This window comes from Exiguobacterium mexicanum (assembly GCF_005960665.1).
In the GTDB taxonomy this organism is placed as follows: domain Bacteria; phylum Bacillota; class Bacilli; order Exiguobacteriales; family Exiguobacteriaceae; genus Exiguobacterium; species Exiguobacterium mexicanum_A.
In genome coordinates this window covers 2,310,522-2,322,585 of sequence record NZ_CP040676.1, presented here as the reverse complement: position 1 = coordinate 2,322,585, position 12,064 = coordinate 2,310,522, and the positions used below count along the sequence as shown (strand labels likewise).

General features: G+C 51.9%; 10 protein-coding genes and 1 pseudogene. 7 read left to right on the top strand and 4 right to left on the bottom strand.

Going from position 1 to position 12,064, the window contains the following annotated elements; translation table 11 throughout:
* Nucleotides 1–70 precede the first annotated feature (70 nt).
* Nucleotides 71–2,065 (top strand): type I pullulanase, encoded by a 1,995-nt coding sequence (gene pulA, locus FED52_RS12330; RefSeq protein WP_138860048.1) that lies wholly within the window; start codon nucleotides 71–73, stop codon nucleotides 2,063–2,065.
* Nucleotides 2,066–2,082: 17 nt separating this feature from the next.
* Here pulA and FED52_RS12325 read toward each other — a convergent pair whose 3' ends face one another.
* Nucleotides 2,083–2,247, bottom strand: a complete 165-nt coding sequence (locus FED52_RS12325) for a YycC family protein (protein ID WP_021068148.1) — start codon at nucleotides 2,245–2,247, stop codon at nucleotides 2,083–2,085.
* 141 nt (nucleotides 2,248–2,388) lie between these two features.
* Between FED52_RS12325 and FED52_RS12320 the strand changes: the two genes are divergently transcribed.
* The 4 genes from FED52_RS12320 to FED52_RS12305 all read left to right on the top strand — a co-directional run bounded on the left by FED52_RS12320 (nucleotide 2,389) and on the right by FED52_RS12305 (nucleotide 7,097).
* Nucleotides 2,389–3,180, top strand: a complete 792-nt coding sequence (locus FED52_RS12320; RefSeq protein ID WP_034780841.1) for a hypothetical protein — start codon at nucleotides 2,389–2,391, stop codon at nucleotides 3,178–3,180.
* Nucleotides 3,181–3,281: 101 nt separating this feature from the next.
* Complete coding sequence (locus FED52_RS12315) at nucleotides 3,282–5,405, top strand: MMPL family transporter (RefSeq protein WP_138860047.1); 2,124 nt, start codon at nucleotides 3,282–3,284, stop codon at nucleotides 5,403–5,405.
* 253 nt (nucleotides 5,406–5,658) lie between these two features.
* Nucleotides 5,659–6,294 carry a YitT family protein gene (locus FED52_RS12310; protein WP_138860046.1) on the top strand — a complete coding sequence of 212 codons (636 nt, stop codon included), beginning with the start codon at nucleotides 5,659–5,661 and terminating at the stop codon, nucleotides 6,292–6,294.
* An 80-nt stretch (nucleotides 6,295–6,374) separates the two neighbouring features.
* Nucleotides 6,375–7,097: a YwiC-like family protein gene (locus FED52_RS12305; RefSeq protein WP_138860045.1), complete on the top strand. Its 723-nt coding sequence runs from the start codon at nucleotides 6,375–6,377 to the stop codon at nucleotides 7,095–7,097.
* Nucleotides 7,098–7,118: 21 nt separating this feature from the next.
* Here FED52_RS12305 and FED52_RS12300 read toward each other — a convergent pair whose 3' ends face one another.
* From FED52_RS12300 to FED52_RS12290, 3 genes are all read right to left on the bottom strand, one after another.
* Nucleotides 7,119–8,063 carry a DUF4003 family protein gene (locus FED52_RS12300; protein ID WP_240731267.1) on the bottom strand — a complete coding sequence of 315 codons (945 nt, stop codon included), beginning with the start codon at nucleotides 8,061–8,063 and terminating at the stop codon, nucleotides 7,119–7,121.
* A 90-nt stretch (nucleotides 8,064–8,153) separates the two neighbouring features.
* Entirely contained in the window at nucleotides 8,154–8,585 is a 432-nt protein-coding gene (locus tag FED52_RS12295; RefSeq protein ID WP_016509669.1) for a type III secretion system chaperone family protein, read from the bottom strand.
* A gap of 66 nt (nucleotides 8,586–8,651) precedes the next feature.
* Complete coding sequence (locus FED52_RS12290; protein WP_138860044.1) at nucleotides 8,652–8,918, bottom strand: metal-sensitive transcriptional regulator; 267 nt, start codon at nucleotides 8,916–8,918, stop codon at nucleotides 8,652–8,654.
* A 285-nt stretch (nucleotides 8,919–9,203) separates the two neighbouring features.
* On the opposite strand from FED52_RS12290, the gene FED52_RS12285 reads away from it, so the two are divergent.
* Nucleotides 9,204–9,509 carry a rhodanese-like domain-containing protein gene (locus FED52_RS12285; protein ID WP_138860043.1) on the top strand — a complete coding sequence of 102 codons (306 nt, stop codon included), beginning with the start codon at nucleotides 9,204–9,206 and terminating at the stop codon, nucleotides 9,507–9,509.
* A pseudogene (locus tag FED52_RS12280) lies at nucleotides 9,506–11,974 on the top strand (CoA-disulfide reductase). Before FED52_RS12285 ends, FED52_RS12280 begins: the two are co-directional and overlap by 4 nt.
* Nucleotides 11,975–12,064: the final 90 nt, after the last annotated feature.

Below are 12,064 nucleotides of genomic sequence, written 5' to 3'. Positions count from 1 at the left end.
GTTTCATCCATCCTTTACAAGGGTTTTGTTATAATGATAGCAGATTTGAAGTAGTGAAGGAGTGAAAGAGATGGAACATACTATCGATCAACAGACAAATGTAGATTTAGACCATATGGCGTATCACGGCAAAGACCTCGGGGTGACGTTTAAAGGTGATATCATCCGGTTGCGGGTCTGGTCGCCAGTCGCCGAAGAGATGACCGTAAAACTATACCGGACGCCGCGGGCACGAAAGTTCGAACGGATTGAGCTCGAACGGGCCGAGAAAGGGACGTGGGTCCTTGAACTCGACCGCGCTTCATTCGAAGGATATTTTTACGTGTTTGAAGCTACCGTCGAAGGCAAACGTGTCGAGTCGCTCGATCCGTATGCGAAAGTCGTCGGTGTCAATGGGAAGCGCGGGTGTCTGCTCGACCCGTCAGCGCTCAACCCAGACCATTGGGTCAAAGAACGTCCGCTCTTCCACTCTTCACAAGAGGCGGTCATTTATGAAGCGCACGTCCGTGATTTGACGAGCCATCCCGACAGCGGCGTCATGCATCGTGGCAAATTCCTTGGGATGACCGAGGTCGGCACGAAAACGCCGAACGGCTATCCGACCGCGCTCGACTATATCACCGCGCTCGGCGTCACGCACCTCCAACTCATGCCGTTCATCGATTACGGTTCGGTGAACGAGTCGCGTGAGAGTGAGGCGAATTATAACTGGGGTTATGACCCGGTCCATTATTTCGCCGTCGAAGGTTCGTACGCCTCGTCTGCCGATGATCCGGCTGCTCGCATCATCGAGTTGAAGGCGATGATCCAGGCACTGCACGACCGTGGGATTCGTGTCATCATGGACGTCGTGTTCAACCATACGTATGATGCGTTGACGACACCGCTCGGTCAGTTTGTGCCCGATTACTATTACCGCTTGAACGAGGATGGAACGCTCGCCGATGGTTCGGCGTGTGGGAACGATACGGCTTCAGAGCGCGCGATGATGCGGAAGTTGATCGTCGAATGTGTCTCATACTGGGCGAAAGAGTTCATGATCGATGGCTTCCGCTTCGATTTGATGGGGCTCCATGACGTCAAGACGATGAACCAAGTCCGGAAAGCACTCGATCGCATCGACCCATCGATTCTCGTCACCGGAGAAGGTTGGGATCTCGACACGCCGCTCTCGGTCCGCAAGAAAGCGAACCAGCATAACGCCCATAAGATGCCACGTATCGCCCAGTTCAACGACGCGATTCGCGACGGCGTCCGTGGGGACGTGTTCATCGAGGACTTGCCAGGCTGGATCAGCGGCAACGCGGATATGACGGCGGACGTCAAGCGCGGCATTGCCGGCGCGGTGACAAGTCAGAGTTTTGCCGATGAACCGAACCAAGTCGTGAACTACGTTGAGTGTCATGACAACTTGACGCTTTGGGACAAGCTCGCCGTCACGAACCCGGACGATGACGAGACGACACGTCGTCGCCGGCATCGCCTCGCGACAACGATCGTCATGCTCGGTCAAGGCATCCCATTCTTGCATAGCGGTCAAGAGTTCTTCCGAACAAAAAATGGGGACGAGAACAGCTTCAACTCGGGTGAGGTCGTCAACCGTTTGGACTGGACACGGGCCGAGCAGGAGACACCGAGCGTCGAATACGTGAAAGGATTGATCAGTCTGCGGAAACAATATCCGTTGTTCCGTCTCGAGAACACGGAGCAGATTCGCAAACATTTGCGCTTCTTCGATGAAGAAGAAGGGGTGATCGCCTTTGAACTGAGTCGCCACGTCGAAGGGTATGTCGAACGTCATCTCGTCTACCATAACGGGCTCGAGGAAGCGGTCGAGGTGAAGTTGCCGGCCGGTAAGTTCGAGGTCCACGTTGAAGACCATACCGTCAATTTGACAGCGCCGCGCCTCCTTGAAGAACGACACGTCACGGTCGCACCGCTCTCGACGCTCGTCGTGACGGAACGCCGCCCGGATTACAGCAAATATGCGGTCGCCGGCGGGGCTGCCCTTGCGATCCTTGGTCTCTGGTACGTCGCGAAAAAACGCAAGAACAAACAGCAGTAACCAAAAAAAAGGAGACGTCATTCCGTCTCCTTTTCCTCGTTCGTTTCAGTTTTGGCTGCCTCCAGTTCCATCATCTTCTTCACGATGATGTGTTTTGGCATATGCATGAGCTCCTCGAGCGGAACGTTCAGCTTTTTAGCAAGCTCGACCGCCGTCTCGGGAGAGAGTTGAAGTGGGCGCATTGAGGTTCCTCCTTTCACATTCAGGGTATGCTAATGCCAGTATACAGGAAAAATCAGGCGCATGGAGAATGTGTTCTGTGAACACATTCAAAATCGAAAAATGCGTGGGGCGTTGCTAAGCTGAAACTAGGAAGTGATCAAATGTACAAACAAGTAGCAGACTATCAATTTCATCAAACGGTTGAATGGTTGGAGCGCGTTGGTGGAGGATGGATGTTGTATTTGGCGCAAACCGGTTTTCTGTTTTTTGACGAGACGTTCCAAATCCGATGGGAACTCGAGTGGAAATGGGCACCGTGCGCACTATATATTGAACCTCATGGCAGACGAGCCGTCGCGCTGTTTCGGGATTTACAGACATACGGAGTCATGGATTTAACAAACGGGACGATGGAACGTCATCCGATCCCACGGACGTTTCATGACGATTGGTTCAGTAACCTGCACCACTGGTCAGGAGACGACCTGTTTCTTTACTCGGCCGAATCAGACATTGTCGCTTTGAACTTGAACGACCACACGTTCCGGTATAGCCGCTACGAAGAGGTCCCCGAATTCGGCAGTATCATCGAACTTGCCTATCAGCCGACCTATGATTTCGAACGATTCACGGCACCTGGCCTCGTGACGCTGTACGACGAACCGAATCAACAGTTCGTAGTCGAGAATGTTGCGTCGAGCGCGTCTTGGATGATTCCATACGGAGGTGACCGCGATCTAGCCATCGTCGATCAAATCGGCGAGACGACCGCGATCACATCGATGACGTCGTTCCAACTGTTTGAACGCGATCGAGAAGTGTTCTCGTCTGAGGTGTGTGCTGAAACTGAATTACTGAAAGTCGTCTTATTGGACGAACCGGGCGACCGACTTGTCGTCTTGTCAACGCCACGCCGCTTTTGCCATAGTTGGCTTCAAGTGTTCGAGCGTTGATGCTCCTGGACCAGACCATGGTTCAGGATTTTTTTACGAAGACTTGGTGAATCCCGAAAAAAACGGGAACAGTCTTCTTAGATGGAGAGGAGTGGACAGGGATGGAACGATTAGGACAAGCGTTAGTCCGATGGCGCTACGCTGTCGTGTTGATTTGGACGGTGTTGCTCGCGGTATCGGTATATTTCGGATTACAGTTGCCAAGTGAACTGCGCGGCAATGGATTTGCGATTCAAGACGGGCGCTTCGCCCAAGTGGAAGATACGTTGAACGACCGGTTCGACCGGGCCAGTGCCTCGATGATCGTCTTGTTGGAAGGTGGTGACCTTGATATGGTCATCGAGCAGCAACGCGATCGACTCGTCGAAGTCGATGGGGTCGATGGCGTGATCACGCCAGCCGAGAATCCGGAGGCACGCGATGGGGACGTCGCCTATTTATTGCTCGAGTTCGAGGACTACGATACGGCCGAGACGTCGATTGAAGACGTCCGCAGCGCCTTGATTCGAGATACGGATACAGACGTGCGATTGACCGGAGAGCCGGTCTTCGCGGATGACTTGAACGAGGCGTCAAAGAATGACTTGATTCGGGCCGAGTTGATTGGGATCCCGGTCGCGCTGCTCGTGCTCTTGCTCGTCTTCGGGACGCCGCTCGCCGCATTTATGCCATTATTCGTCGGTTTAATCACGTTCATCGTGGCAGCGGGTTCGCTATTCTTCTTTGCCCAAACGATGGAACTGTCTATTTTCGTGTTGAATGCGGTCGCGATGATTGCCATCGCGCTCGGCATTGATTTCTCCTTATTGCTCGTCAACCGGTACCGGGAAGAGCTCGCGAAAGGGAAGTCACGTGAGGCGGCCATCGTCCGAACGGTCGCGACGGCTGGACGATCGATTCTATTCTCAGGACTTTGCGTCTTCGTCGGACTGGCTGGGTTGTTGTTCATCCAAGTCGATGTGTTCCAAGCGATTGCCCTCGGTGCGTTGATTGCCGTCGCCGGTGCGGTCTTGTCCGCGCTCACGTTGTTGCCGTCTGCCCTGTACATCGTCGGAGACACGATCAATAAAGGACGGCTCGTCAAGACGAATGAGACACGTTCTGAAGTGCGGTGGCAGAAGTTGGCCCGCTTCGTCATGAGACGTCCCGTCACGATGACGCTCGTCGCGCTCTTGCTGCTACTGCCAAGCCTCTGGTTCGTCCGTGACCTCGAACTGAACATCCCGGACGCCGATGCGCTCCCGACCTCGTACGAGTCACGGGCCGCCCTTGAGCGGTGGGACGACGTGTTCGGAGAGACGTCGACCGATGCGGTGCTCTTGTTTGAGACGAATGACTTGACCGATTCGATGATTCTCGATGAATTGACCGCACTCACTGATGAGCTATCCGAGGATCCGATTGTCGACAACGTCACGACGTTCTTGACGGCATCCGGTCTCGAACCAGCCGAATTCCAACAACTCGCTGAAGCGGCACCAGAGCAACTTGAGGCGTTCGAACGTCTCGTCACGCTTGAAGGAAATACAGACCTTGCCCTCGTCAACGTCAGCTTTGACGTCCCGCCAAGTGATAAAGACGCGCAGGCGTTCGTCCGAGATTGGCGCGAGAACGGTTTTGACGTCGGGGGACCAGCCGCGTTCAACGAAGAAATTTATGAAGAGATTTATGACAGCATCCCGTATGCGGTCGTGACTGTCATCTTGGCGACGATGGTCATTCTCATGTGGGCGTTCCGCTCAGTCTTGATTCCAATTAAGGCGATTATCATGAACGTGCTCGGTCTCGGGGCGACGTTCGGTCTGCTCGTCATCATCTTCGAATCAGGCTACGTGTATGATGCCGAGACGATCAGTATCTTAACCCCGGTGTTCATCTTCTCGCTTGTGTTCGGCCTGTCGATGGACTATGAGGTGTTCCTCGTATCACGGATCGAGGAATATTATCGGGAGACCGGGGATAACGACTACGCGACGGAGATGGGACTCGCCAAGACGAGTAAAATCATCACGTCGGCTGCTGTGATCATGATCGTCGTCACGGGAGCGTTCGCCTTCACCGGCGTCAGTCCGATCAAACAGCTCGGGGTCGGGATCGCGCTCGCCATCTTCATCGACGCGACAATCATCCGCATCTTGCTCGTACCATCTTTGATGAAAATGTTCGGGGACTGGAACTGGTGGTGGTTCGGGAAGAAAGATTTACCGAAACGTAATCTACACTAAATATACATTTAATGAAATAGTCGTGAAAATGTGTTAAAATAGTTTCATGATTACGCGCAATTTGGGAAAGGAAGGTCTTTATGGATACCGAGAGGACATGGCCTCTGTTTCAATTGCCGGACTTCTAGCGTTGAGTTTTTACAAGCGACATCAATGTAAAAATCAACAAACGGAAGATCGGAGATGGAACAGATGGAACCGCGGCTACGACTGAGGATCCTCCTCTCCGTTGAAAACGGGGAGGACAATCGGAATGAAACGAGTTGCTACCATAGTGCTCGGAACGCTAATCATGGCGTTCGGTTATTATTATTTGAATGAACAGTTTGGTTTGGCAGAAGGGGGCTTCGTCGGGCTAGCATTGCTCGGCCGCTATTTATTTGATATCGATCCAGCGATCTCGATGATCGTGCTCGATATCCCCTTCTTTTTAATCGCCCTTTGGTGGAAAGGCTGGCGCTTCGTCGGACAAGCCGTGCTTGCCGCCGCGTCGTTATCGCTCAGTTATGCGATGTGGGACCGATTGGATTTACTCACATTCGACATTCAAGTCTGGCCGGCAACGTTGTTTGCCGCCATCGCGAGCGGGATTGTGACCGGTTACGGTCTCGGTCTTGTCTTGAAGTCAGGCGGCGCGACCGGAGGCGACGATTTATTCGCCCTCGGCCTATCGAAATGGACCGGCGTATCGGTCGGGACGATTCTCATCATATTTGATGTCCTCGTTTTGGCGATCTCGCTCATCTATTTGCCGCTGTCGAACGCGCTTTACACGCTTCTCGCGGTCTCGATCGCAGGTCGTGTCGTCACGAAAATGTTGACGGACGATGTGGTCGAAGTAACCGTGCCAAGTGTGACCAAACTAAAAACAAAAAACGATCTCGCGTGAGATCGTTTTTTGTTTTGTAAAATTTATCACAGTTTTACAGTCATCTTTCTTCTACACTAAACATAGAAGGAGGGAGTCACATGACATGGATGATTCCAAAACAGCACGGCGCCTGGTCGATGCTGATCTTACCGTTCTTACTCGGCGGTATCGTCGGAGGGTGGACGCTCGCGCACATCCCGTTCGCGATCGCTTGGTTGTTCGTTTATATGGGCACGTTTTTCTTGTTCCAATACATCAAGCAACGGAAGAAGTCTAAGGAACTGTTGCGTACGGTCGTGACGTATTTGACGATTGCCACCGTCGCCGCCGTCCCGGTGTTTCTGTCCGAGTGGCGTCTCGTCTGGTTCGTCCTCGCGATGATCCCGTTCGGACTCGTCAACGCCTATTTCGCCAAAATCAAAGACGAGCGCAACGTCTGGAACGACGTCAGCGCCGTCACTTCATTTTGTATCGGCGGGATGGCGAGTTATTATCTCGGGGCACGGGTCTTGGACGAGACAATGATGTGGATGTTCGTCTTGCCGTACTTATATTTCCTCGGAAGTATCTTTTTCGTCAAGACGATGATTCGAGAGAAAAAAAGTCTATTTTATCGAAACGTATCATGGGGGTATCACTCCTTGCTTGTCGCCATCTTCATCGCGTTCGGCTATCCGGTTTTGGCACTCGCTTACGCGCCAAGTCTCGTCCGGGCGGTCGCGTTCTACGGCAAAAAGATCCCCATCATGAAGATCGGGATCGTCGAAATCGCCAACTCGGTGTTCGTGCTCGGTTGTCTCAGCTGGTATTTATTTTCTTAAGAAGGGGCGACCCTTCTTTTTTTAATTGCTTGAAGCGCTGCTAGAGATGATGGCGACAGTCGTCGCGGCCGTTGCTGCCTGTTGCATGGCGAGCAGGTGGGCGAACGTCCCGTGTAACAGTAAATCGCTCGCGTCTTCCTTGATGTTGTTTGCCGCGACGAGTTGCAGGGTGACCGTCAACGCGTGGGTGTGGAACCAGCGATGCTTTTCCTTCTCGGCGTTCGTGATTTCGATCAGGTCGCGCTCGTCGTTGTCGTTCGGAGCCGCAACGATGGCCAAGAGGGCGAGCGCTGGCAGATGCTCGTTTTTGACAGCGATTGTTTGTCCTTGGAGCCGTGTGCGCCACTCGAGCAGGCGGTTGATGACCTCGTCTGAAGGCAAGTCGCTAAAAGCAAGTAGATGGGAGACGAGTTGGAGCTCGTTTGAGCGGGGCAACTCGGCTTTCAACGCTTCGTAATACGTCTCGATTCGTTCATTTAGCGCAACATGGTCATCAAACGCTTGAACGAGGACGAGGGCAGACAGAAGGTCTTCTTCGCTCGTCAGCCAAGGATGGTTTCGTTTGAACGTTTGATAGAGTGCGCTTGCCTCATCGAGCCGGCGCTCGGGCTCATCGACGTTGATCAGTTGGCTCGCGATAAAGGGCCGTAACATACTGAAGCGGAAGTGCTTCCGGTCGAGTAACGTATCGAGCCGGAGTGCCTCGTCGATGGCCGGTTCGATGTCTTCGTACTTGGCATCGAGAAACGACAGCCAGACAAAATTAGTACTGCCGCGAAATTTCGAGAACATGCCGGTCTTCTGTTTCAGAACCGCTTGAGCGTGTTCGAACCGTCCCGAATCGAACGGGGTATCGTGCATGGCGTAGTTGATAGCCATCAAACGTCGGAAATCGTCAGTGAACCACTTTGTCGCTCCCCTGATTCCTTCGAGTGCTTCGAGGTAAAGGGTGTAACGTATCATCATCAGCAATTCCTCCTTTTGCTCCTTATACGAGTACAATCGAAAGAATGATTCAAAAACAGCCGCCCTGGATTCGTCCGGGGCGGCTGTTTGTTATTGGACTTGCGTATACAACTTCTGCATGTACTCGTTCACTTCATCGGCCGCTTGGAACATCATGAATGAATGTTGCAAGATGATCTCTGGCGAGAAGCCGAGGTCGAGGTCGAGCGTCGAGGCGAGCGTGACATCACGGTCGCTATCGAGTACGCAACGGAAGTATTTGAATTCTTGGTTGAACTCGTTCAAGGCGTTAAGAATCGGTAGGTCTTCCACGTAGTCCGGCACGTGTGTGACTGTTGCGGCATAAAGTTCCGCATCCGTCGTCTTTTTATTGAAGGCGATAATCATAACGGGCTGAGCCCCGGATTTAGTCGTTTCACGCGTCAAGAATGTGACGTGCGTTTCAGTCTCGCTCTCTTTGAACGTCATATTGCGTTCAGCGACGAGCGCTTTAAATGATTCTACTTTTTCTTCGAAGTTCACAAACAAGTCCCCCTTAAAAGTCGTTACTCTAACTTTCTCCCATTTGCGGAGGGAAAGCAAGGGGAACTAGCGTTTCATCAACATTTTGATGGCTTCTTCGACGGTTTCTGACGTATCTTCGCCATCTTCTTGGGCGGTGATGATGCACTGCTCCAAGTTCTTCGCGACGATGATGGTCGAAGCACGGTCGAGTGCCGAACGAGCCGCGCTCAACTGCGTCACGACGTCGCGGCACTCTTTCCCTTCTTCCATCATACGGATGATGGCCCGGATTTGTCCTTCGACTCGTTTCATCCGGTTCAATACTTTCGCATCGTATTGATACTGTTCCATTAGATTCACCTCTATATTCAAATCGTTCAATAACCCAACTATTTATTGTGTAGTCTCATCTTAATACGTGGGGGAGTATGTGTCGAGCCACAACGTTTGAGATAAAGATTTTTTGAAGATTTACCATTTCGTCAAACAAATCCCTTGTAATCGAATACCATAGGGGGTATATTAATGACGTGGAAGCGATATGTTCAATGAATCACAAACTTTCGTCGGACGCCCGCTACCAAGGTGACGAATAAATAAGTGAAACATCGTAGATTAAAAGGATGGGTAAATAACATGAAAGCATCTGCTTTAAAACGTCAAATGGATTTTGAAGTACCAGTGCACATCGTCGACGTTCGTGAACGTGACGAGTTCCAAGAAGCGCACATTGCTGGCGCGAGCAATTATCCGCTATCTGAAATTTCGGAATGGATCGAGACACTCGACCCTGAAGAAGAATACATCGTTCTCTGCCGTTCAGGTGCTCGCAGCACGCAAGCAACTTGGCAAATGGAAGCGAAAGGTTATAAAGTGATCAATATAGAAGATGGCTTGATGAGCTGGCCTGGTGAAGTCGTCAAAGGAGGAAATGAGCAATGAGTAAAAAAATCGTAATCGTCGGTGGAGTCGCCGGTGGCGCTTCAGCAGCCGCACGCCTTCGTCGCTTAAACGAAGAGAACCAAATCGTCATGTTCGACCGGGGCGAATACATTTCGTTCGCGAACTGTGGTCTTCCATATTACATTGGTGACGTGATTCAAGATCGTCAAAAATTGCTCGTCCAAACGGTCGAGGGCATGAATAAACGTTTCCAACTCGACATCCGCAACTTGACGGAAGTGACAAAAATCAACCGTGCCGAGAAGACGGTATCGGTGAAAAACGTTAAGACGGGCGAAACATACGATGAGTCGTACGATGTACTCGTCTTGTCACCAGGAGCGAAACCAATTCGTCCGAACATCCCTGGAATTGAAGAAGCAGAAGACATCTTCACGCTCCGCAACATTCCGGATACGGATAAAATCCGCAGCTACGTTGACGACAAAGCACCGAAACACGCGACAGTCATCGGTGGTGGTTTCATCGGGATCGAAATGGCTGAAAACTTACGTGAGCGCGGCGTCGAGGTCACGCTCGTCGAGATGGCCGACCAAGTTATGACACCGCTCGATCGTGAGATGGTATCACCTGTTCACGAACACATGCGTCTCCATGGCGTCGACCTTCAGCTTTCTGACGGTGTCGATTCGTTCTCTGAGAAAGGGAAACGTGTCCACTTGAAGAGCGGTCGCGTCATCGATACCGATATGGTCGTCTTGTCAATCGGCGTCGTGCCAGAATCGTCAATCGCAACGGAAGCAGGACTTGAAACAGGCATCCGCGGCGCCATCCGCGTCAACGAGAAGATGCTCACGTCAGACCCGAACATTTACGCGATCGGAGATGCTGTTGAAGTACTCGATTATGTCTTCCAAGAGCCGACGGTCGTTCCGCTTGCATGGCCGGCCAACCGCCAAGGCCGTCTTGTCGCCGATATCATCAACGGTCGTGACGTTAAATACAACGGAACGATGGGGACTGGGATCGCCAAAGTATTCGATATGACAGTTGCTTCGACAGGTTGGAACGAAAAACGTTTAACAGCAGCTGGTAAAGAATTCGAAGCCGTTCACGTGCACCCGGGTTCACATGCGGGTTATTACCCAGGGTCGACACCGGTATCACTCAAACTCTTGTTCCATCCGACGACAGGTGAAATCTACGGCGCGCAAGGCGTGGGGATGAACGGCGTCGATAAACGGATCGATGTGATTGCGACAGCGATGAAAGGTGGCTTGACGGTCCTTGACCTTCCAGACCTTGAACTCAGCTACGCACCACCGTTCAGCTCAGCGAAAGATCCAGTCAACATGATCGGTTACGTCGCGTCGAACGTCGTCCTCGGCGATAACGAAGTCGTGCACTGGAATGAGATTGACGAGTTGGTCCAAAACGGCGCGACATTGCTCGACGTCCGTGACGAGTCAGAACATGAACTTGGCAAAATTCCTGGTTCAATCAACATTCCGCTCAACTCGCTACGCGATCATTTGGACAACTACAGCAAAGACGAAACGATTTATGTGACGTGCCAAGTCGGGCTTCGCGGATATCTCGCATCCCGTATCTTGCGTCAAAACGGCTTCAAGGTGAAAAACTTGAGCGGTGGCTACAAAACATGGTCACAAGTAAAACGTGATTTTGATGCCATTGAGGCAGGCACGAAGGCAGAGAGTGAGACTGCCGCAACAGTAACGGAGGAGGCACCGCCAGCAATGACAAATGAACCAGTCGGGGAACCGATTTTCCTAGATACATGCGGTCTGCAATGCCCGGGACCAATTTTAGAAGTAAATAAAAAAGTAGCCGAGCTCGGTGAAGGCGAGACGCTTCGTGTCCTCGCGAGTGACCCTGGTTTCTTTGCAGACATCGAAGCATGGGCTAAGAAAACCGGCAACAAGCTCGTCTCGAAACAGTTCGTGAATGGTCGCGTGGAAGCAATTCTTCAAAAAGGTAATGGTCCTGCGGCTGTATAAGCAGGGGCACCAGCGACAGACGGCGCATCGATGGTCGTCTTCAGCGGAGATCTCGACCGCGCGCTCGCTTCGTTCATCATCGCCCAAGGTGCGGCGGCGATGGGCAAAGACGTGACGATGTTCTTCACATTCTGGGGACTCAACGTCATTCGTAAGCCAGATGCACCGGAAGTGAAGAAACAAGGTCTCGAGAAGATGTTCGGCATGATGATGCCATCGCATGCGGGTGAACTTCCACTCTCGAACATGAACTTCGGTGGAGTTGGTCAAAAGATGATGAAAAAAGTGATGAGCGACAAAAATGTGCCATCACTTGACGAAATGATCAAATCGGCTCAAGAAGCAGGCGTCAAAATGGTCGCTTGTACGATGTCGATGGACGTCATGGGAATCAAAGAAGAAGAGTTGATCGACGGCATCGATCTCGGTGGTGTGGCAGCATACCTCGGGGCGGCTGAAGGCGGCAACTTGAACCTCTTCATCTAATCAAATGATGCAGGATGGGCGATCGGTCACTTGACCGGTCGCTTTTTCTGTTGTTCGACAGCTCATGTGAAATTTGTCGAAAAAAGATTG

Excerpts from the sequence above, each read along its gene's own strand:
- pulA (WP_138860048.1), top strand. The coding sequence starts at position 71 with ATGGAACATACTATCGATCAACAGACAAATGTAGATTTAGACCATATG.
- FED52_RS12325 (WP_021068148.1), bottom strand. The coding sequence starts at position 2,247 with ATGCGCCCACTTCAACTCTCTCCCGAGACGGCGGTCGAGCTTGCTAAA.
- FED52_RS12320 (WP_034780841.1), top strand. The coding sequence starts at position 2,389 with ATGTACAAACAAGTAGCAGACTATCAATTTCATCAAACGGTTGAATGG.
- FED52_RS12315 (WP_138860047.1), top strand. The coding sequence starts at position 3,282 with ATGGAACGATTAGGACAAGCGTTAGTCCGATGGCGCTACGCTGTCGTG.
- FED52_RS12310 (WP_138860046.1), top strand. The coding sequence starts at position 5,659 with ATGAAACGAGTTGCTACCATAGTGCTCGGAACGCTAATCATGGCGTTC.
- FED52_RS12305 (WP_138860045.1), top strand. The coding sequence starts at position 6,375 with ATGACATGGATGATTCCAAAACAGCACGGCGCCTGGTCGATGCTGATC.
- FED52_RS12300 (WP_240731267.1), bottom strand. The coding sequence starts at position 8,063 with ATGATGATACGTTACACCCTTTACCTCGAAGCACTCGAAGGAATCAGG.
- FED52_RS12290 (WP_138860044.1), bottom strand. The coding sequence starts at position 8,918 with ATGGAACAGTATCAATACGATGCGAAAGTATTGAACCGGATGAAACGA.
- FED52_RS12285 (WP_138860043.1), top strand. The coding sequence starts at position 9,204 with ATGAAAGCATCTGCTTTAAAACGTCAAATGGATTTTGAAGTACCAGTG.